Origin of the sequence: Nocardiopsis lambiniae (assembly GCF_031845465.1) — a bacterium.
GTDB lineage: Bacteria > Actinomycetota > Actinomycetes > Streptosporangiales > Streptosporangiaceae > Nocardiopsis > Nocardiopsis lambiniae.
This window is the reverse complement of record NZ_JAVREP010000007.1, coordinates 1-21,653: the sequence shown is the minus strand read 5'-3', so window position 1 is coordinate 21,653 and position 21,653 is coordinate 1. Positions and strand designations below refer to the sequence as shown.

At 70.3% G+C, this 21,653-nt stretch carries 13 protein-coding genes; 6 read left to right on the top strand and 7 right to left on the bottom strand.

The genetic code is table 11. The features are described from left to right. Positions 1-43: 43 nt before the first annotated feature. Positions 44-6,337 carry a protein kinase domain-containing protein gene (locus RM479_RS12290; RefSeq protein ID WP_311511856.1) on the bottom strand — a complete coding sequence of 2,098 codons (6,294 nt, stop codon included), beginning with the start codon at positions 6,335-6,337 and terminating at the stop codon, positions 44-46. A 518-nt stretch (positions 6,338-6,855) separates the two neighbouring features. Here RM479_RS12290 and RM479_RS12285 point away from each other — a divergent pair. After that, entirely contained in the window at positions 6,856-8,517 is a 1,662-nt protein-coding gene (locus RM479_RS12285) for an N-6 DNA methylase (RefSeq protein ID WP_311511855.1), read from the top strand. A 12-nt stretch (positions 8,518-8,529) separates the two neighbouring features. Here RM479_RS12285 and RM479_RS12280 read toward each other — a convergent pair whose 3' ends face one another. Next, the gene (locus RM479_RS12280) at positions 8,530-9,243 is read right to left on the bottom strand and encodes an NUDIX hydrolase (RefSeq protein WP_311511854.1); all 714 of its coding nucleotides are present in this window, start codon (positions 9,241-9,243) and stop codon (positions 8,530-8,532) included. Between the two features lie 89 nt (positions 9,244-9,332). On the opposite strand from RM479_RS12280, the gene RM479_RS12275 reads away from it, so the two are divergent. The 4 genes from RM479_RS12275 (at position 9,333) to RM479_RS12260 (ending at position 13,793) form a co-directional block, all read left to right on the top strand. Further along, the gene (locus RM479_RS12275; RefSeq protein WP_311511853.1) at positions 9,333-11,096 is read left to right on the top strand and encodes a hypothetical protein; all 1,764 of its coding nucleotides are present in this window, start codon (positions 9,333-9,335) and stop codon (positions 11,094-11,096) included. Next, positions 11,093-12,040, top strand: a complete 948-nt coding sequence (locus tag RM479_RS12270; protein WP_311511852.1) for a 5'-methylthioadenosine/S-adenosylhomocysteine nucleosidase family protein — start codon at positions 11,093-11,095, stop codon at positions 12,038-12,040. Before RM479_RS12275 ends, RM479_RS12270 begins: the two co-directional genes overlap by 4 nt. Positions 12,041-12,086: 46 nt before the next feature. Next, positions 12,087-12,776: a hypothetical protein gene (locus tag RM479_RS12265; protein ID WP_311511851.1), complete on the top strand. Its 690-nt coding sequence runs from the start codon at positions 12,087-12,089 to the stop codon at positions 12,774-12,776. 243 nt (positions 12,777-13,019) lie between these two features. Continuing rightward, complete coding sequence (locus RM479_RS12260; protein ID WP_311511850.1) at positions 13,020-13,793, top strand: serine/threonine-protein kinase; 774 nt, start codon at positions 13,020-13,022, stop codon at positions 13,791-13,793. A gap of 198 nt (positions 13,794-13,991) precedes the next feature. Here RM479_RS12260 and RM479_RS12255 read toward each other — a convergent pair whose 3' ends face one another. From RM479_RS12255 to RM479_RS12235, 5 genes are all read right to left on the bottom strand, one after another. Continuing rightward, positions 13,992-15,431 (bottom strand): DUF6177 family protein, encoded by a 1,440-nt coding sequence (locus RM479_RS12255; RefSeq protein WP_311511849.1) that lies wholly within the window; start codon positions 15,429-15,431, stop codon positions 13,992-13,994. Further along, the gene (locus RM479_RS12250) at positions 15,428-15,895 is read right to left on the bottom strand and encodes a hypothetical protein (RefSeq protein WP_311511848.1); all 468 of its coding nucleotides are present in this window, start codon (positions 15,893-15,895) and stop codon (positions 15,428-15,430) included. The genes RM479_RS12255 and RM479_RS12250 overlap by 4 nt, the downstream gene beginning before the upstream one ends. Positions 15,896-16,256: 361 nt before the next feature. Continuing rightward, entirely contained in the window at positions 16,257-18,860 is a 2,604-nt protein-coding gene (locus tag RM479_RS12245; protein ID WP_311511847.1) for an ADP-ribosyltransferase, read from the bottom strand. A 127-nt stretch (positions 18,861-18,987) separates the two neighbouring features. Next, on the bottom strand, positions 18,988-19,353 hold the full coding sequence (locus RM479_RS12240) for a DUF6507 family protein (RefSeq protein ID WP_274810958.1): 366 nt from the start codon (positions 19,351-19,353) through the stop codon (positions 18,988-18,990). A 688-nt stretch (positions 19,354-20,041) separates the two neighbouring features. Next, positions 20,042-20,902 (bottom strand): alpha/beta hydrolase, encoded by an 861-nt coding sequence (locus RM479_RS12235; RefSeq protein ID WP_311511846.1) that lies wholly within the window; start codon positions 20,900-20,902, stop codon positions 20,042-20,044. A gap of 196 nt (positions 20,903-21,098) precedes the next feature. Between RM479_RS12235 and RM479_RS12230 the strand changes: the two genes are divergently transcribed. After that, positions 21,099-21,635, top strand: a complete 537-nt coding sequence (locus RM479_RS12230) for a hypothetical protein (RefSeq protein WP_311511845.1) — start codon at positions 21,099-21,101, stop codon at positions 21,633-21,635. The last annotated feature ends 18 nt before the right edge of the window (positions 21,636-21,653 follow it).

Below are 21,653 nucleotides of genomic sequence, written 5' to 3'. Positions count from 1 at the left end.
GTCCCGGCGGCCGGCCGGGGGTGGTCGGCCGCCGGGTGCGGGTTCAGCGGCGGGTGCCCGGACCGAAGTAGTCCTGGTGCTCTCGCACCACCAGACTCCAGTCGGCGTCGTGCGGCACCCGGACCACCTCCCAGCCCGCGTCGAGCAGCCGGTCCTCGGCCTCGGCGTCGCGCTGGGCGACGGTGGCGTCGTCGTGGACGGGCCCGTCGACGAACACCGCCACCGCCGCGTTGGGCAGCCGGTACACGAAGTCGGGCCGGGCCGACGCCTCGGGGACGAACACCTGGGCCTCGTCGGGCAGGCGGTGGCCGTGCTCCTTGAGCCAGGTGACGAAGCGCTGCTCCAGGCCGGTGTCGGACTGGAAGGACAGCGTCTTCATCTGGTCGGTGCGCGAGACCCCCAGGCCGGTGGGCAGGGTCTCGGCGTCGGACAGGCGCAGCAGCAGGTCGCGGATGAGGCGGCGGTCGATGAGCTGGTGGTGGGTCTGGTTGTAGTAGGTGAGCAGGCAGTCGTAGCAGCCGCGGGCGCACACCTTGTCGCCGTCGTGGTCGACGCCGGTGTCGGGGTCGATGTGGCAGATCTCCAGGGCGGCGCGGGCGGCGGTGGCCAGGGCGTCGCGGTCGTGCTGGATGCGGCGCAGCACACCGGCGCCGCCCTCGGCGGCCTCGGTGAACAGCATCCGCTCGCGCGGCCCGTCCTCGGGGGGCAGCAGCTCGCTGGTGAGCTCGGAGTCCTCCAGTTCGAAGGCGGCCTCGATGCCGCGCTCCAGCGCGTACATCAGGGTGAGCGCCTGCTCCTGGGGCAGGGCCCGGTCCAGGTGCAGGACCAGGATGTTGCGGCGGTCCTCGACGTAGGGGATGACCCGCTTCTTGTGGACCCGCTCCTCCCCCGCGTCGGGGCCGTCCTCCACAAGGGGCGTCTCGGAGGTGTCGCCGACGGCCTTCTTGGCGGTGGCCTCGTTGAGCCACTTGCCGGTGGTGGGGTCCAGCCAGAAGCCGTCGGGCTCGTCGTCCTTGGCGCGCAGCCGGCCCAGGTTGGTGATGCGGACGGTGGCGGAGTCGCCGTAGTGCAGGGTGGCCAGGGAGCCGGCGCCGTCGGACACCTTGGCGTCCTGGCGGCCCTCCCGGCCGCCGCCGTGGTCGGCGAAGCTGTAGGAGGTGACCAGGCGGAACCCGGCGCGGCGGCGCTCCTCCTCGTCGGAGGAGATCTTCTCGCGCTTGGTGGTGTACACCGTGTGCAGCTGGAGCAGGTTGGGGGTCAGGCCGGTCAGCTTCTCCTTGCACAGCAGGCAGCGGTCGACGCGCTGTTCGGGGGCGTGGTGGTAGCCGCAGTTCGCGCAGCGCACCGCGCTGGTGGTGACCACGTCGCCGGTGGAGTCCGGCGGGAGCTGGATGCGGGTGACCTGGTAGCGGGCGCCCTCGTGGTAGATGAGGGCGCCGGGGCCGAACTCGCGGATCGCCACGAACCGGGGCCGCTGGAGGAAGTCGCCCTCGTCGAAGCGGGTGCGGCGGGTGGGGATGTAGGCGGCCAGGGGCAGGCGTGGGAACGAATAACCGGGCAGGAAGCCCTCGCTGGCCAGGTAGCGGTAGGGGTTGAAGTCGCTCAGCAGCGACTTGCTCTCCTGGCTCTCGTTCTTGAGCAGGGCGATCTGGACCTCGGCCTCCTCGCGGCGGCGCTTGGCCTGGTTGCGGTCGCGCTCGGACAGGCTGTGGTCCAGGCGGCGGCGGTTCTGCTCGGCCTGGTCGACCAGGGCGGCGCGGAACAGCTCGCGCCAGCGGCCGAAGGCCTTGTCGAACCGCTGCGGGGCGCTCTGGACCATGCGCTCCAGCCAGGAGTCGTCCCACCAGGTCATGGCCTCCAGCTGGGGCAGGACGTCGTCGAACACCTCCCGGGCGGCGGCGATGGCGCGGCGGCGGGCGCCCTCGTCGAACGCCTTGGCGTGGGCGTCGCTGTTGAGGGGCAGTTCGGGTGCCGGGACGCGCTGGTCCTCGTCGTAGCCGATGTCGATGACCTCGGGGACGGCCCGGCCCAGTTTGAGGCCGGTCTCGGCCAGCCAGATGCCCTGGAGGTGGGCGGCGACCAGGTCCTCGTTGGCCAGTTCCAGGCGGGGGGCCTGGACGACCCCGGCGACCATCTTGTCGGAGTGGCGGAAGTAGTACTGGTCGTGGCTGTTGCCGGTGGCGCAGTAGGTGGTGATGAGGGCGGGCTGGCCGCTGCGGCCGCCGCGGCCGCTGCGCTGGGCGTAGTTGGCCGGGGTGGGCGGGACGTTGCGCATCATCACCGCGTTGAGCTCCTTGATGTCCACCCCCAGCTCCATGGTGGGCGAGCAGTACAGGAGCCGCAGGTCGGCCTTGCTGAACTGCGCTTCGCGCTCCTCGCGGACCTCCGGCGGCACCTGGGCGGTGTGCTCGCGGGCGACCAGCCCGGTGAGGGTGCGGGCGGCGCCCCGGTACAGGTCGCGGAAGAAGGTGTTGACACGGGGTCCGTCGCCGCTGGCGTAGGTGCGGGTGAGCGGGTCCTGGGCGCCGAAGCGCCCCTCCCCCGCCTTCCACAGCAGGCAGCCGGCGTCGACCTGGTAGCCGGTGACCGCCTCGCCGTCGGTGCGGTGGAAGCGGTGGCGGGCGTGGCCGGGCACGGTCTTGACCCTGGTGAGCAGGCCCGCGTCGGCCAGGACCTCCAGCAGGTCGGCGATGGCCTGCTGGAGCTCGTGGGTGCTCAGGTTCTTGAAGGAGTCGTCGACGCGCTTGAGGAACTTGGCGTACTTGCCGCGCCCGGACAGGAACAGCCCGTTGGGGTTGAGGGTGCGCTTGGACGGGGCCGGGTAGGCGACCGCGACCTTGGCGCGGTCGCCGCGTGCCAGCGACCAGGACTCGGTGAGCCGGGTCTCGCTGGCGTTCTGGAGGGACTCGAAGGCCTCGTCGCGGAAGTAGGGGGTGTCGATGGCCAGGGCGCGGCGCATCTCGTCCATGAGGGCGCGCAGGATCCTGGTGCGCAGGTGGGGGTCGGCCGAGCGCAGCGGGGAGAAGGTCCGGTCCCAGCGGTCCTGCTGCTGGGCCGTCCACTCCAGGTCGGCGTAGTCCACCTTGAGCAGGCCGGTCTGCTCCAGGTTGGGCATGGTGACCCGCCAGCCGCGCTCCAGGTCCAGGTAGAGGCGGAAGGCGAGAACGTCGCGCAGGGTGCTGGCCGCCTGGGCGGCCAGGCGCGGGGCCTGGCCCGGGGTCTTGGCGTAGTCCTCCGGCGCCAGGGCCAGGGCCTCGGCGACCCGGGAGGCCAGGTCCTCGGAGTTGAGGCCGTCCTCCCCCGCCTCGATCAGGGCGCGGTACAGGCCGCCGCGCAGTTCGACGACCTGGACGAAGTCGTTGAAGTGCCCGGCCTGGAGGGAGGCGTCCTGGCGGTTGTCGACGAAGGTGAGGAGCTTGCGGGCCTCCTTGGGCAGGGCCTCCTCCGGGACCGCCTTGAGGGCGCGGACGATGGTGCCGGAGACGAGGGAGGTCGCCGAGGAGCGGCCCTCCTGGTCGAGGGTGGCGAGCTTGGCGAAGTCCTTGCCGCGCTTGTTCTCGTAACTGACGCCGCAGTGCAGGCAGAACAGGAACGGAGAGCGGATGAACGCGGCCGGCAGCTCGCCCTGGCCCTCGGTGCCGCGGGGGTCGACGGTCACCGCGCGGGGCACGTGGTCGCGGTAGTTCTTGTTGACGTTCTCCTGGCCGTTGTCGTCGACCTCGATCCAGGAGTCCGGGAGCAGGTCGCGCCGCAGGACCTCGTCCAGGCCGGCGGGCCAGGGGGAGTCCGGGGAGACGTACAGGTAGCCCTCGACGGCGTCCTTCTCGGAGGGGACGCTGTCGCGGCGGGAGCGGTAGAAGGTCCCGGTGGCGGTCTCCACCCGCCACACCGTCATGTACTCCTGGCCGCACTCGCGGCAGAACGCCAGCGGGAGGAGGAGGTGGCCGTCGCTGCCGGGGAGCTCCAGCTGGTAGTCGCGGGTGAGGTGGCGCTCCTCCGGGTGCTCCAGGGTGGTGTGGACCGTGTCGCCCTTGGAGAGGAACTGGTGCAGCCGGAAGGCGAACAGGGGGCGGCGGTTGCCCGGGTGGAAGGCCTCGGCGCCGGCCTCCAGGGTGCGGCGGATCGCCTCCACGCAGCGCTCGACGGGCACGCCGGTGGCGCGGGACAGCTCGGCGGCGGCGTCCTCGACCTTGGTGGGGCGCCGGCGGACCAGGCGGCCGGTGTCCGGGTCGGCGACCAGGCCGAAGGCGGACTCGATCCACCGGGCCAGGGGGTCGCGGTACAGGTCGTTGTAGGCGCGCGGGGCGTCCTGGGACAGGCGCTCGGCGGGCACCCGGACCGGCCCGTCCTGCGGGTCGTCGGCGGTGGCGCGGACCAGGGTCTCGGTGATGACGTCGCCCGGGTCGACCCGGGTCCCGAAGATCTTGGAGGCGACGTCGGCGACCACGTTCTTCTGGTCGTCCAGGGTGCCCTCGGAGGACATGGTGGCGGAGGTGCCCACGCACTGCACGTCCGGGGCCTCACAGGCCTGGCGGACGCGGCGGATCAGCAGGGCGACGTCGGCGCCCTGGCGGCCGCGGTAGGTGTGCAGCTCGTCGAAGACGAGGAAGTCCAGGCCCCGCGCCATCTTGATGAGGGAGCGCCGGTCGTCGGGCCGGGTGAGCATCAGCTCCAGCATCACGTAGTTGGTGAGCAGGATGTCCGGCGGGTCGTCGCGCAGGCGCTTGCGGGCCTCCTCGCCCTCCTGGCCGGTGTAGCGGGCGAAGGTGACGGGTTCGCGGCCCTGCCCGTAGCCGTCGACGAGGAACTTGCTCAGCTCGTTGAGCTGGCTGTTGGCCAGGGCGTTCATCGGGTACACGATGATGGCGCGCACCCGCTTGGAGTGGTTCCCCCCGGCCTTCTCGCGGTCGCGCTCCTTCAGGACCCGGTCGACGATGGGGACGATGTAGGAGAGGGACTTGCCCGAGCCGGTGCCGGTGGTCAGGACGTAGGAGCGGCCGCTCTGGGCGGTCTCGATCGCCTCGCGCTGGTGGCGGTGCAGGGTGAGGGGTCGGCCGTCGCAGACGGTGCTCCCCTCCTTCTTCTGCGCCTGGAAGATGCGGGCGGTCTCCGGGTGCAGCAGGCCCTCGCTGACGAGTTCGGGGACGGTGCCGCCGGAGGCGAAGAACGGGTTGAGGGACAGCCACGGGTCGGGCCACTGGGACTTGGCGTCCAGGTCCTGCTTGAGGTAGGCGGCGATGCGCTCGTCGCGCAGGACGGTGCCGCCCTGGGTGAAGTCCCGGTACTCGGAGATGAGCCGCTCGTGGAGGGAGAACACGTCCATGACTCCGAGCGGGGCGTCGTGGACCGGGCGCACGGTGGTGCTGTCGGGCAGGACCGGTGCGGGGGCGGGCACCGGCAGGTGGTCGCGGGGGTCGAACTCGGCCCAGGCGTCGACGGTGGGGGCGGTGCCGGGGGCGCCGGAGGCCGTCGCCAGGGAGCGCAGGGTGTCGCGGACCTCGGCGGCGTCGCCCGGGCGCTCGGCCGGGTTCTTCTTGAGCAGGTGCTCGATGAGGTGGGTGAAGGGGCCCGGGAGGTCGGCGCGCAGCATGCCCAGGGGCGGGATGCCGTCGTTGTTGTGCTTGTAGCCGAGCTCGAAGTTGGTGACGCCGTCGAAGGGCGGGGCCCCGGTGAGGAGCTCGTACAGGACGCAGCCCAGGGCGTAGAGGTCGGCGGCGTAGGTGACCTTGGCGCCCTGGAACTGCTCGGGGGCCATGTAGCGCGCGGTGCCGACGGTGGTGTCGGTGCTGGTGAGCTTGGTGAGGTCGGGATCGTCGACGATCCGCCCCATGCCGAAGTCCAGGACCTTGACCAGGCCTCCGCGGGTGATCATGACGTTGGCGGGCTTGAGGTCGCGGTGGACGACCCCCTCGGCGTGGGCGGTGTAGAGGGCGTCGGAGATCTGGGCGCCGATGGCCGCCGCCCAGGAGACGGGCACCTGGGGGACATCGTCGCTCAGGTCGCGCAGGGTGCGCCCGTCCAGGAGTTCCATGGCGAGGTAGGGCAGGTGGTCGCCGCCGGTGATGTCCATCCCGCCGTCGACCACCCGGGGGATGCGCGGGTGCTCGAAGCGGCGCATGATGTCCACCTCGCGCAGGAAGCGCTTGACGGACTTGTCCCCGGGGTCGACCGGGGCGCCCGAGCGGCGGCGCAGGATGAGCTTGACGGCGACGCGGCGGTCCTGTTCGGGGGTGCCCTCGGGTGGTCGGGTGTCCTCGGCCCGGTGGACCTCGCCCATGTTGCCGCGGTCGATGATCCCGTCGAGGCGGAAGCGGTCCGCCACGTACTGCCGTTCCATCGCTCTGTCCCTTGCGCTTCGCTGTACCGCTGTGCCGCTGTGCCGTCCGGGGTGTGCACTCACCGTACGCCCGAGGGGCCGGGGCCCGGGAGGGGAACGGGGAGGCGGCCCGGCCGGTTCCAGGCGACCTCCGGAGGCAGGCCCGGAGTCGAGGGCCGCCGGGGCGTCGGCCCGGACCGGAGAGGGCCGCACTCGAGTACACATTTCTTGAATACTTGAGAATTTTGATGCTGTTTACTTTGCAAACATACACAGCACGGCGGGGCGTGGCAAGCCCCAGCGAAAATCAGGGTGATCCAGGGGAGCGACTACCGATCGGATTCGGGTTCCACTTTTCTTTGCGGAGATGGGGACGCGCGTACGCCCGGCAAGGATGGCGCCCGAGACGCATTCGTCACATGCGCCAGAGGAGCCGCGGGCCGACGACCGGGGCAGGGATCCCCTGCCGAAAAGGGGCGTTGACAACGCAAACAAGCGCCTCTTCGGACGGCGATATCCGGCCGTGTACTGTGACCTCCATGGATTCCCGCGACCGGACCACAGCAGACGAACAGCAGGTCACCGCCGCCGACATCGCGCGGCTGGCCGGTGTCACCCGCGCCGCCGTCTCCAACTGGCGCCGGCGCCACGACGACTTCCCCTCCCCCGTCGGCGGTACACCGTCAAGCCCGCTGTTCTCCCTGTCCGGAGTCCGGGCCTGGTTGGAGACCCAGAACAAGGGGGTGGAGGAGTCCACCGAGGTACGGCTGTGGCACACCCTGCGCGGCGACCACCCCGGGCGGATGCTCCCCGCGCTGGCCGACACCGTCGGGTACCTGCTGGACGGGGACCGGGGCGGGCTGGGCGACGAGGCGGTGCGGCTCGTGGAGGAAATGGCCTCCGAGTCCTCCCCCTCCGAGGTCTCCCGGGCCCTGACCGAGCGGTTCCTCAACGCCGGGGAGCGCGCGGGCGCCCCGTCCGGGTCGACCATGCGATTGGTGCGGGCATTGGCGGCTCTGACGGACGCAACGGCGACCAGTGTCTTCGACCCCGCGTGCGGGACCGGGGCGCTGCTGTTCGGTGTGGGCGCCTCCGGCGCCGGACGTACCGGACAGGACATCGACCCCGACGCGGCACGGCTCGTCCGGGCCCGGTCCGAGCTGGAGCACGGGATCGAGGCGGACATCCGGGTCGGTGACGCTCTGCGCTCCGACCGTTGGGAGGGCCACCGGGCCCGGTTGGTGGTGTGCGATCCACCGCCCGCCACCACCGACTGGGGACGTGAGGAGCTGCTCATGGATCCGCGGTGGGAGCTGGCGGTGCCGCCCAGAGCGGAAAACGAGTTGGCATGGCTGCAGCACGCGTACGCGCACACCGAGCCCGGCGGACAGGCTGCCGTGGTGCTGTCCACCTCGTGCGCCTACCGGCGCACCGGGCGGCGCACCCGCGCCGAACTGGTCCGGCGCGGACTGCTCACGGACGTGGTCGCGCTGCCGGCCGGGCTGGCCGCGGCGCACGCCCAGCCGGTGCACCTGTGGCTGCTCAAACGCCCGACCGGGACCGGTGACGCGGCCCGGTCGGTGCGGATGTGGGACCTGTCCGGGGCGGACCCGGACGGCCCGTGGGCGTGGCCGCGGGAGGGAGGGGCGGAGGTCTCGCTCATCGACCTGCTGGACGACGAGGTGGACCTGACCCCGGGCCGGCACCTGGCGCCCGGGCTGGAGGACCTGCCCGGGGCGCTGGCGTCGGCGCGGGAGGGTCTGCGGCGGCTGGCGCGGTCGATCGACGGCCTGCTGCCGGAGGTGTCCGCCCCGGGGACGGCGGAGTGGCCGGGCACACAGGTCCGGGTGGGCGACCTGGTCGACGCGGGACTCGTGGACCTGGAGGGCGGGTCGCCGCGAGCGGTGGACGAGCGGCTGGACGGCGACTTCCTGCGGGGCTTCATCGCGGCGCCCGCCAACACGCGGCGCTCCACAAGCGCCAGCGGCACCCACCGGACCGATGCCCGGGCGGCGCGGGTGCCGCAGATGGGCCCGGCCGACCAGCGCCGCTACGGGGCGGCGTTCCGGGCGTTGGAGGAGTTCGAGCGGCGGGCCGAGGAGCTGGCGGTCCTGGCCCGCAAGACGGCGGAGCTCACCCGGGAGGGTCTCACCTCCGGTGCCCTGGTCCCAGAGGATCACGCCCCTGGTGCTGAGGGCTGACGGGCGCGGAGGTCACGGGGCCGATCTCAGCAGGGGCGGGGAGAGCAGCGTCGCGTCTCCTCTGCGGTACAGGGCCGCAGGCCGCCCCGCCGTCTGGGCGCGCTGATCACCGGTGGGCTCCACGAAGCCCTTCGCCCCGGTGACCTTGCGGCGGAAATTGCTGGGGTCGAGCCCGCGCCCCCAGACCACTTCGTAGACGGTGCGCAGTTCGGTGAGTGTGAACGGTTCGGGGCAGAACGCCGCCGCGACGGTGGTGTACTCCAGTTTCCCCCGGATGCGCTCGAGGGCGTCGGAGAGGATGCGTTCGTGGTCGAAGGCGAGGGAGGCCCGGCCTTCGAGGACGTCGCCCACCGGTATCCAGTGGGCCTGCGCGGCGTCGGTTCCGCCCACCGGCTCGGGTAGGTCCGGCCCCAGGGCCAGGTAGGCCACCGTGACGACCCTGCCCCGGGGGTCGCGCCCGGGGTCGCCGTAGGCACCGAGCTGTTCGAGGTGCAGGCGCGCTCCGTCGATTCCGGTCTCCTCCATGAGCTCTCGCCGGGCCCCCTCGTCGAGGGTCTCCCCGCTGCGGACCCTGCCGCCGGGCAGCGCCCGGCGACCCAGGAAGGGCTCCTCTCCGCGTTCGACCAGCAGGATCATCAGTGTCCCGCCCCTGATGGTGAAGATGGCCAGGTCCACCGTCACCAGGGACAACTCCACTCCGACGGACCTCACCAAGCGGTCGTCCACCGCATCCCCCTTAAAGGTCATCTTGACCTGAACCCTCGGAACCATTTATGGTCACTCCGACCCTAATTGGATCGGCGCAGGAGAAGTGCATGACCGCCACGACCCACGCCCCTCCCTTCCACAGTCCTCCCCCGTCTCCGGACACCACCGGAGAACCGAGCGGGGCCACTCGCCACCTCTGCACCGGAGTCCATGTCGACGAGGAGTTCCGGGACCTCGTCATCGGAGAGATCTGCACAGCCCCCCGCCGACGGGTCGCCCCCTCCTACGGGTTCGACCTCGTCCCCGTGATGCGCCACGCCTGGCGGGCACTGCACCTGACGGCACTGCTGAGGTCGGCACTGGCGGCCTCGGCGCTCGCACCCCACCTGCTGGGGTACACCGTAACGAGCCTGCTGATCATCAGCGGGTTCACGCTCCTCGTCCTCCTCGAGTGGGCGTGGGACCTGTCCAGGCGGCTGACCCGGCGCGATGACCAGACACTCCGCCCACGGTCGAAGAAGAAGCGAAGGCACCTCCCACGGTTCCCGTCGGCGTATGACTGGAAGCACGGCAAGGATGAGAGGCGCCTCAAGCGCACCGGAGTCTTCTCACTGGTCCTGGCCTCGATCATGGCCGCCTTGGCCTACTCCCACCCCGATCAGGGGACCCTGGCCCTCTACATCGGCTGCGCCATAGGCGTGCTGGCGGTGGTCGCGGGCGGGCTGCGTCAGAGGTGGATCAACCACATCCACAAGGCGCCCGGCCTGCGACCGCGACGGCTCTCACACCGTGAGCGGGTCGTGAACGAACAGCAGAAGCACCCCTGCGTGGTCTACCGCCGCCCGGCGCACCAGAAGGACACGAAGGACGAGGAGCAGGGCGTATTCACGCTCTTCGGCACGGAGTCCCCCTTCGTCGGCGCCGGAGAGCTGATCCACCAGTGGAACCCGCCCATGAACGTCCAGCTCCTGCGCCCAGGGAGCGATGACAGCCCCCTGCACGAGCGCGAGCACCGGTACCCGCCGTTCAAGCCCCATGAACTGGTGGACCACCTGCGCGAGGCCGTCACTCAGCTCCGTGAGGACGACGAGAGCGTCCGGCTCCCCGTGGAAGTGCGGGACCGCGTCTACATCGCCCAATCCGACATCTCAAAGGACAGGTCCCTGCTCCGGGAGCCGGTGAGCACCTCGGTGATGCGGCGCATCATCAACCGGCAGAACCCCGCCTACCACTACTTCCTCGAAGCGATCGTGCCCGACGCCGACGGTGAACTGGTGGCCACCGTCCTCCTCCAGGTCGGGGTGCAGGGCCGCACGCTGAGCCTCTCCTTCGCGGCCTGCGCCCTGACCCGCACCCCCGACGACTTCCGCAGGGCAGAGGAGTTCGGCCAGCACGGCAAGCGGGCCGTCATCAGCGCAGCCCGTCGCGGCCTGTTCAGTCTCCCCCAGGAGATCCGTTCTCTGTGGCGGTTCGTCTACTACCCCTACTTCATCGCCAGGGCGCTCGTCTTCTACAAGCGCGATCCCACCCTCACGCCCGTTCGCAACGTCGGAATCGGCAGTCGAATCAGTATCCGCCAGGAACACGCGGAGGAATGGAGCAAGGTCCAACTGGACAAGACCCGTCTCCTGGGCCACATGAAGAACGTGGAGCAGCGGCTGCTCAAGGCCACCAGCGACTTCCTCCGCTCCCGTGGTGTGGACGTCTCCGACTTCGACAACCGGGCGCTGCAGATCATCAACAGCGGCATCGTCAACATGGGCGGCACCAACGAATTCCGGAACACCGCCGTCGGCGATCACGCCCAGATCAACAACAACCCGACCCAATCCACCACTCCCGGTGGGGCACAGAGCGGAAGTGCGGCATGACCCTCCACGAATCCACGCAGGGCAACAGCGGCATCGTCAACATGGGCGGCACCAACAGCTTCACCAATACCGCCGTCGGCAACAAAGCACACATGACCGTGCCCCCGAACGGGGCGGAGGCCCTCGGAACCCGGACCGCGCCGGGCGGTGGCGAACTCCGCCGGAACGTCGGCATCGTCACGATCCTGCCCGCGGAGATGCGGGCGGTCCTCGACGAACTGGGCCTGGACCGTCCGCACAAGAAGGAAGGTCTGTTCTTCAGCACCGGCGACATCCCCACCGACAGCGGCACGGCGAGCGTCGTCGCTACCCAGACCCACGGCCCCGGGCAGCGATCGGTGATGGCGGCGCTGGACCATATGCGCCACCATTTCGCTCCTCGCCTGTGGGTCCTGGTCGGGATCGGGGGCGGCATCCATCACGGACACACCCGGAGTGAGGGGCCGACCCGGGTCGGCAACGTCATCGTCTCCACACGGATCGTCTACTACGACGCGCGCAAGATCACGGCCGGGGACCGCGTACAGCGTCGGGGTGAGGAACGACAGGCCCCGGCCCGCATCGTGCACGCGGTGAACGCCTACTTCACCGACCGTGGAGAGCCCGCGATGATCCGGGGCCGGGCGGAGGGGCACCGCAAACGCAGCTTCGAGGTCCACCACGGACTGATCGGTTCGGGGGAGGCGGTGATCGCCGACAGCGACTCCGAGGTGCGCCACTGGCTGAAGGACTACAACGACAAGATCCTGGCAGTGGACATGGAATCAGGCGGACTCAGTCAGTTCTGGCAGGAGAACTCGGTACGCGAAGCGGACAACCCGGGTTGGCTCGTGGTCCGCGGCATCTCCGACGGGGCGGACGCGGAGAAGAACGACGACGCCCATGGGCTGGCCGCGCACAACGCGGCCCACGTCGTCCGAGAACTGCTTCCCTACCTGCTCTGATCTGTTCATGCACCGCACCCGCCCCCTGACGGACGAGGAGTCTCGCGTGACCGGCTTCGTACTCGGCGTTCTCAGCTCGATCCTGGCCACGATGATCCTCCTCGCTGCGGGATGGGTACGGTCGTCCCGCCCCCGCTGGTGGCTGGTCGAACTGCTCTCGCGACTCACCGGAACCGGGGTGCGTCGGGTGTACCGGCAGCAGCGGTCCGCCGAGGAGGACATCGCGCGAGATCTGGTGCGGGCCCGTTGGGTGAAGGTGTTGTCCGGGCGTGGCAACACCCTCACCAGGGACGTGTTCGCCCCGCTGTGGTCCGGAAACGTCGGCAGGGCCGAATCGGTGCAGATCCTGCTGCCCGACCCCGACGCAGTTCCCGGCGAGTGGCTGGCCCACCGTGCAACCGACCTGGTCTCGGTCGATCCGGGTTTCACCACCGAACTGCTACGTGAGCAGATCCGGGCGAACACCGTGTATCTGGCGAGGGTGTCTCGCGGCCTACCGAAGGTCGAGCTGCGCCGGTTCGACCTCCCGCACCTCTACCGCGTCATCGTGACGGACCGGGCCGCGTACATCACCTTCTACGAACGCCACGGGCATGGCAGGCACTCTCCCTGCCTGTACGTGAGCGCACCCGGGGTGCTCTACGAGGCGGCACTCCATTTCTTCACTGTCACCTGGGCGGGAAGCTCCCCGGAGGCACCGGAGAAGAGTACGCGGGCCCACGGACAAGGAGACTGAAGGACGGGCGTCAGGGGCTGTTCGCATATCGCTTTCGAGCCGGGGGGAGGACGGCCTTCCTTCTTCCGCTCTCCGGAGCACCTGTTCCGGTTGCTCAAGACCGGCCGCCACACGCAAAGGCCGACGCACCGTGGAGCGGCTTCGGTGTTCCGTACCTGCGGTCACCACGCGACGGCTTCCCCTCTCGGCATCCGGCTGATGCGATAGCGTCGCGGCAGGAGTAGGCACCGGGAGAGTACGAACATGGCCGAGGCGCGCAGAACGCAGGTACTGGACGCGCGTTACGAACTCGCTGCCGCGCCGATCGCCCGAGGCGGGATGGGCGATGTCTGGGAGGGCACCGACGTTCGGCTGGGGTGCCGGGTGGCGGTGAAGTTCGTTCGCTTTCCCGGGGATGCCGATGAGGAGGAGCGTACCGAACTGGTTCGGCGCTTTCTGCGGGAAGCGAAGATCACCGCCGAACTCCAGCATCCCGGGGTGCCCTCGGTGTTCGACATCGGGTATGACGGCGACCGCCCCTACCTGGTGATGCAGCTCGTCCGAGGGGTGAGCGTCGCCGACCTGGTCGCCGAGCAGGTGCGGCTGCCCGTGGGCTGGGCAGCGGGGATCGCAGCGCAGGTGTGCGCGGTGCTCGCTGTGGCCCACCGGGCGTCCCTGGTGCCCAGGGACCTGAAGCCGGGCAACCTGATGCTGGAGCCGGACGGGACGGTGAAGGTCCTGGACTTCGGGCTGGCGTCCAAGCAGGTGAGCGAACGTCCTCAGGACGTTCGCAGCGTACGCCCGGAGGTGCCGGAAAGTCTGACCGCGGTGGTGGCCGCACTGCTGGAGAAGCGCCAGGAGGACAGGCCGTCAGGGGCGGTGGAGGTGTACGGCGAGCTGATCGATTTCGCCGAGGATCTGGGACCGATGCCGGGGATCCTGCACCCTCCGTCGCTCCCCAGCCCGCAGCGGATGTACGGAGCGGTGCTCTCAAGGGTGTTCGCCGCCACGAAGGGCGGGCCTGAGCGGCCCAGGTGACGCCTGGTCGCCTCGTGGAGGCGATCGGTGTCCCCACAGTCGCAGCCAAGGCACCGCGAACACGTTGAAGGGGCGTGAGGGGACCGGCATCACTTCTGCGAGAACCGCGTCCAGCGCTATGGTCCTCGCCGGAGCGAAAGCGGCGGGCGGGGTCGACCGGGTCGGCGCTGAGGAGCCAAGGCGACTCCTCCGCGTCTTCTATCGCCGTTCGGGGTCCAGGTGGCGGTGGAGCAGGCGCAGGCGGTTCCAGTCCTCAGGGTGGGTGCCATCGCCGACCCGGTACCAGGCGGCGGGGTTGAGCGAGGGGCCCAACAGGCGGACGGGGACCGGGGCGGTCGCGGGGTCGGTGACGCCGAGTTCGGTGATGCCTTCGGGGCCCAGAGCGAGGCCGACGGGGGCTGGGAAACCGGTCCAGCGGGGTTCGGGGCGGGTGCCGGGGCGACGGGCGACCGACATGCTCCGGATCAGGCCCCGGGAGGCGAGTGCAGCGACGGCGCGTGGGATCGCGTCGAGGTCGGGTTGGGCTCCCTGCGGGTGGACGACGGTGAGGCAGACGGTCTCCTTGACGCCCTCCTGTACCCGCTGGACGCGCAGGAGGCCGTGGAAGCCGAGGCTGTCCGGGTCGCGGACGGAGTCGGGCATCCCCGAGAACGGCAGGAGCGAGGCGGCCGGTGCGCGGTCCCGGCACAGGCGGGTGAGGGCGTGCGGGTCCCAGGGCAGGCAGAGGGGTTCGCCGGTGTCGAAGAGGGCGATCCGCCCACCGGTCAGGTGCGCGGCGAGGAGTTCGGCGGCCTCGCCGAGCAGCAGGTCATCGCTGGCCGGGTGGAGCGTGGTGAGCTCGACGGTGAGCCGCCACCCCGGGGCCTGCCGACCCTCTGTGGGCAGGTGGTCGGGGTGGGGGCCGTGTTCCCGCAGCGCGTGGGTGTCGGTGACGAAGCCGTGGCGGTCGTCCCAGACCAGGGGCTCACCGGTGAGGGCGTCGTGGTGGGTGCCATCGTTGCTGATGACCCAGCGGAACAGGGGTCCGCTGGCGAGGAAGACCGCCAGCAGCGGGGTGACAGTGCTGCCCGGCGGGGTGACGATCTGAACGGCGCACCCCTCGGGCCCGTGGGTGGCGAGGGCGTCGGCCAGCATCGCGGAGAAAGGGATGAGCGGTCGGTCGTCGGCGGCGAGGAGGGTGTGTTCGGTGGCGGCGATGAGGGCCGGGTGGGGTGCGGGGGTCGCGATCGGCGGAGCGGTCGCGTCGGAGGGCGTGGTGCGGACGGTCCCGCCGTAGCGCGTGGTCAGGGCGGTGGCGAATGCCGTCAGCGCGGTGAAGGCGTCGGGATGGGAGGCTCGGGCCTCCACCCACCAGGGCTGGGCGGGGACGTCCTCGTCGTCGAGCGGACCGAGGAGGCGTTCGGCCTCCGCGAGGACGCTGACGTGCCGGGCCGCCTGCACGGCGGCGACGAGCCGGTCGTCGGCGTCGCGCAGCTCGATGAGCACGCCGTCGGACACCGGGTGCGGGCGCAGCCCGGTGGTGCGCAGGGCGTTGAGCAGGCCGTGGACGGCCGGTCGGTCGTGGAGCAGGGCCACCAGGGTCCGGCCTGCGGGCAGGGGCGGGGCGGTGGGGGCGGTGGCGGTGGGCGCCGTGGTCATCGGCGGGCGATCTCCTTGAGGGCGTCCAGGCTGGGGGCGGTGCGCTCCTCGGCGTCGGCGTCGATCCGACCACCCTTGGGATCCTCCGGCGCACCGACACGCGAGCGCAGGGCCTGGAGCGGAGGTACGCCGCTCTCCTGGAGCTGCATCATCTCGTCGATCCACCAGGCGTTGGCCCGGAAACCGACCGAGTCACCCGGAAGGAGGAACTGGAATGCGGCCGCGTCGTCGGTGACCGACGCCCACAAGTACCCGATGAGTTCGTCCCCGAGGTGAACAGGCAGGTAGCGCACCGGCTGGTCGGTGCGGGGCCGGTAGGTCTTCCCGATCGTCACCGGAGCGAAGTCTCCCCACCGCTGCCATGCCCAGTCCTTCTCGATCTGGGCTGCGAAGTCGACGGGCCCTGCGCCGAGTTCCGGTGCGAGTGGGGGCTCCTCATAGCCGGGATTAGCGATCTCGTCCAAGGCATCAAGACTTGGCAGCTCCTCGACCTCGACGTCTGCAGGGACACCACCCGCCTTCGAATGCTCCGGCTCCCGCCTCCACCGTTCCAGGGCCTCTCGTGGAGGAAGCCCTGATTGTGCGGCTTCAGTGCGACGAAGGGACCAGACTGCCAGAGCCGCGACTCGCTCCTCGTATTCGAGCGCCGAGACGATCATGACGAAACCGGCAGCGAAATCCTCTTGGTCCACCGAACACCAGATGTGCGCTATCCGAACTCCGTTCAACAGGACCGGGTAATGAAAAATCGAACCCTCGCAAGAAGCGCGATAGCTTCTGCCACGCGCACCCGAAAATGAATTCAACAGGCCCCCAAAGAAGATTTCAATCCAGAATTTTCACGTCGAGCACATAATTCGACCCATTGGGCCTGATCCTCTCAACCACGTACCGCGTCCCCCTGGGCAGGATCAACTCCCTCTGAAAAGGGTAAGCGCTTCGAGTTCCAACCCAAAGCCCTCTGGCCTCTCCAGAGAACTGAATATTCATAACGTAGGGGAAGTTCTTTCCATCCACCCTGGTCGGACTCGAACCGATAGAAGTCGACATGTAACCCTTCTCGGTTTGCGGAACCCCCACCAGCGAATATATATTACTCGGATCGAAGCCGTTCATGTAGTTCAGACTGTGAACGCCCCTCACCAGTTCGACGGGTTCAGGCAATGGGCGGTCCACAGCGCCGTCGAGTTCGGACATGAGGGCTCCGACGTCAGCGGCATCCGGGTACCTTCCACCGTTCATGTCTGCGGCGAGACCTGCATAACCAGAGCTTTTCAGCCACTGATCAAGGCGACCCTCCGGATCAGTGTTGGAGAAGATGTCCTGTATAAGCGCCCGCTGGTTCACCGTGAGGTCGGTCCTCGAACTCGCGGCGCTCAAGTCAGCCAGAGTGGGGCGAACTCGCCCGTTGAGCTCGTACAACTCCCAACCCACACTCGCCGTCTCCCCTGCCGCGCTCTTGCTCAGGGTGTAGTCGATCATCCTGTCGAGGATCCTCTGCACCTCCACGGGAGATCCTGCCCGGGCCATGCTGTTGATCCAAGAGTTGGTGGTGTACTTGAACACCACCTCCCGCTGTTCGGCGGGCAGGTTGTCGAAGGCGTGCGGGTTGGCGGTCGGGTCCAGCAGCACCTGTTGCGCGTAGGCGTCCACCTCGGACTCGTCGGCGAAGCGCCGGATGCCATCCACATCCAGATACCCGGGGTAGAACGCGGTCGGGTCGGGCGGCGGCGCGGGCACCGGGTGCGTGGTGGTGCTGTCGGTCGGAGAGGTACCGGCACCGCTGTTGGAGCCGCCCTGCTGGCCGCCGTTCGGGTCCTGGCCGCCTGTGACGGCCTGGGGGTCGCCTCCACCGTTCCCGCCTCCGTCGGGGCCGGATCCCGGGTCGACGGTGGCGGGATCGGGGGCGTTCGCGTCGACCGTGCCGGTACCGTGCGCGATGCTCGCCGTACCCGTGCCGCCGGCCCACCGGGTTCCGTTGGTGCCTTCGGTGCGCGCCGAGGGATCGGCCCCGTTCGTGGTGTTCGCAGTGGGCGCCGGGTCGGTGCCGTTGACGGGTGCGGCGGTCCACGGGTCGTTCGCGTTCCTGTCGGTGTCCCCTGCGACCGACGTGGAAGGCGAGGTCGTATCGGCCGTTCCGGAGGGTGTGGTCAGGATGTCGGTGTCCGCTCCGGACGTGCCTTGACCATTCGAGGTACCGGAATCGACAGGTCCCGTCCCCGTGGAGTGCGGTGCCTCGGTGCGGTCGGCCCCGTTCAGGTCGTTGAGGTCGCTCAGCGTCTGCCGGACCTCGTTCAGGGAGGGCGTGCCGTCCTTCCCCGTGCCGAAGCCCTCCTGTCCGGGGAGCGAGGAGGCACCGGGACGGTCTCCGGAGGAGAGACCACCGTTTCCGGACGACCCCTCACCGCCCCGTGAGGAGTCGGAGGGGCCGTCCGGTCCACCGCCCAGCCCTGACGGGCCGTCGAGAAGGAACTTGAACACTCCGACCCCGCCGGCCATGAGTGCCGCGTTGGCGACCCCGGTGGTGATCGAGTAGGCGGGACGCTCCTCCCACTGGTCGTAGGCGACCAGCGATCCCAGGAGCTCACCCGCGGGCCCCCTGAAATGCGCGTACCACTCGTCCACCGAGTCATGGCCGGTCCACTGCCCGTCGACGTAGAAACCGGTGAGGGTCGCGTACCCCTCCTTCAGGTCCCCGAAGTAAGCACCCATGTTCTCCTGCCACTCGGTTCCGAAGGGGTAGGCCGCCCTCCCGTCCCGGTAGACACCGGAGGCCGCGCCGAGACCGAGCAGCGCCCCCATTCCCATGTCGCCCAGTGCGGCCATACCGTCGCCGAGGACCCCACCGGCCGGCGGCGCGTCCACCGGGCTCCCCCACGGGTTGACCGCGTCGACCAAGGGCTTGAAGGAGCCGTAGTAGACCTTTTCTCGACCGTCGCTCGTGCGGCCTGGAACCTCGGGTGACAACTCGGACCACCCCGCGAAGTAGGTGCCGCCGAAGAGACGGGTGATCTTGTTGGCGCAGTTCCGTTCCGCGTACTGGTAGTCGAAGACCGCCGAGGCGATCCGGTTGTTGAGGGAGTTGTTGCGGTCCCGCAGGTCGTCGTCCTCGGCCCAGTCCTCGTCCGTGCCGATGTCGGCGCGCAGGGTCTCGGCCTGGCTCTTGAGGGAGACGAGCTTGCTCTTGGCCTCCCGGGCGTCGGCGGCGAATTCCGACAGGGCGTCGGCCACGGTCTCCACCGCCTCTTGGACGTCGAGCGTGTGGGAGCTGACCGGGTCCATCTTCGCGAAGAGGGTCTCGGCTTCGGGTGCGCTGTAGACGCCACCGAGGCCGGCCCAGGAGGCGGTGATGTCGCCACCGGACCGCCCGATATCGCCCGCGGTCCCGGTGAGCCGGGTGGCCGTGGTCTCCAGTTCGTCGGGGTCCACGTCGGGGATGGGGATCAGCGAGGGGTCGACGGCGCCGTTGGGAAGACAGGCGTAGGCGCCGCCGCTGTCCCAGGGGGAGGAAGTGGTCATGTGCTCTCGGGGATCGGGGGTGGGGGCTGCGGGCGGATCAGTGGAGGGTGACCCCGGGTGGTCTCTCTTCCTCCAGGTCCGCGGCGATCACGGCGTCCTGTGCCTCCGCGGCCATCTCCAGGTTCCCGTTGACGTAGTGGAGGGTCGCCTCTCCCGCCCCGTTGACCGCGCCGGAGGCCAGGCCGATCGCCTCCCCCAGGACACCGAAGTAGTGTTCGGCGAACTCGCTCAGTGCCTGACCGATCGGGGCGCTGGCGGCGTGGGTGTCGGCGTCGACCAGGTGATCTCCGAGGTCGACCGTGTCCCCGGTCAGGCCGCTGGTCCCCTCCTCGTCCCCGATGTGGGAGAACACGGTGTCGAGGATGGCGCCGACCTCGGCCGGCTGGATGTTCCAGGTGGACATGGGTTCGCTCCGTTTCACCGTCTGGGCCCGGGGTGGCGCTCCATTCGCTACCGAGACGGGTGATCCGAGAGCAGAATGTATCGGAAGCCTGAGACGGGGTTCCGGTACCCCTCGCGTTCCGTGGTCCGGCCACGGTGGCGCGATCTGGGCGCCCTCGCGGCGGAACACCGGCCCCACCTGGCACGGGACCGGGGCGCGCACGTCCTCGTGTGCCGGGCCGCCGCTCAGGGCACGTCCGGATCCGGCCATTTCCGTGGGGGACGGCACAGGTTCCGCGACATGGGGCCGAGAGCGGTGTGGATGGTCATGGGTGCGGGAGCGCGCTCGATGGTCTCGTTCGGGAGGCGGGGCACGCGCTCCGGGAATGCCCTCGGAGTCAGGCCCGCACGAAACGGCGTGGGCCGCCGAACGTACCCGAGGTGTCGGAGGGGTGCGCGAACCCGTGGGAGCGGGGACGGCCGGCCCCGACCGTGGAGGCGCTCGTGTCGCGGCCGGGGTTCGCGCCGCTGTTCACCGAGGAGGCGTCGGAGCGGGTGCGCAGCCGCCTGGAGCGGTTCGGTCGCCGGTCCCGGGCGAGTAGGGCGAGGCCCGGCCCTGGTGAGGGCCGGGCCTGGGCCTCGGCGGGGTCCGGCGTCGAGGCCGTTCGATCCGTGCGGCCGTGCCGGTGGGCGGCACGGCCGCACGGGGGTCAGGACCAGTTCTTGCGGTCGATGTCCCAGTCGGTGTCGCACAGGCCGCAGGCGTCGCCGACGAACTCGGCGCGGGCCGCGGGGTCGTCCTTGAGGTGCCAGCGGAGCCAGGCGGCGCCGACCCGGCCGTACTCGCCGCCGTTGGGTTCGGCGAAGGTGCCGTAGTGGCCGACGTCGAGGTGGCCGATGAAAGCGGGCAGCCCGGCGGGGAGCTTTCCGTAGTCGTCCAGGGCGTTGGCGTAGGCGATGTCGCTCGGACCGCCGGTGAAGTAGGCCACGGGCGCGTGCAGGTCGTCGAGGAGGTGGTCGTCGCGGTCGGTGAGCAGGCCGCTGTTCCAGAGCACGGTGGTGGTGATCCGGGGGTCGTCGGCGACCTCGTAGGTCTCCAGCCCGCCGCAGGACTGGCCCATGACGGCGATGTGACCGGTGTCGATGCGGCCCCGGTACTCGCCGAAGAGGCGGGTGTTCTCGGCGACGGCCCAGTCGATGGCCTCGGTGAGCATCTCCGCGTCGGTGCGGCCGGTGCCGCCGGGACGGCCGTTGGCGATGACGAGGAAGCCGTGGGAGGCGAACTCGGTGAGGACGTTCTCGAACCAGGTGCCGTCCGCGCGGCAGGCTCCGTTGCCCCACACGACGATGGGCAGGGTCTCGTTCGTGGGCAGGGTCAGGGGCCGGTAGACGGTGTGGTCGCGCAGGCGCCAGGTGGTGACGTATCCCGCGTCGTAGGGGCCGGTGCCGCCGGCGGCCTCCACGACGTTCTGCGCCGAGGCGGTGGTCGAGGCGGCCGGGAGCAGGGCGAGGGCCGTCAGCGCCCCCAGGATCAGGGCCGCGAGGCGGCGTGGTGCTCGTCGTCGGTGCATGGGGGTCCTCTGGCAGGGGGCGGGTGTGCAGCGCGCTGGTTCCCGAATATCGATCCCCCGTGAGCGGGTGTCAACGGTGGGTGACCGAGGACGGGTCGTTTCCCTGATCCCGGGGGCGACCGGGAAGGGCCGAACCGACGGAGGCCCGGGGGCGTCGGATGAGAGCGGAGACGGACGGACGGGAACGGGGTGGCCGGTGGGACGAGGTCCGGAGGCGCACGAGGTGACCTCGCCGATAGGGCGGGCGGGGTTGGCGCTGGTCGCCGGGTTGCTGGCGTATTTCCTCCTTCAGGTGGGCGCTCAGGTGGTCGGGTACGAGTGGGCGTCGTTGGGGGCCGCGTACGGGTTCTCCGGTGAGACCGGGCGGGTGACGGTGACCCACGAGGAGCGGGTGCGGAACAGGGAGGTGTGCCACGGGACGTTCGAGCCCGACGGCGACGGCCCCGCACGGGAGGGGGTGCGGGTGCACTCCTCCGGTCCGTGCGAGGCCGGGCGGGTGGACGAGGCGCGCCTGCTACCCGGTGAGGACACGTGGATGTCGATGACCGAGCGGGATCGCGCCTACGTCGACGCGGGTCCGGGCAGCGGGGCGGGGACGTCGATCGTGCTGCTGGTGCTGATCGGCGCGTTCTGTTCCGGGCTGGGCGGGCTGTTCGCCCTGGGGGCGTTGGTCGTGGGCGGGCAGCTGGTGGTGGACGTGCTACGGAGGGTGTTCCGTCCTCAGTCGAGGTGACAGCGCGGGTGGGGGATC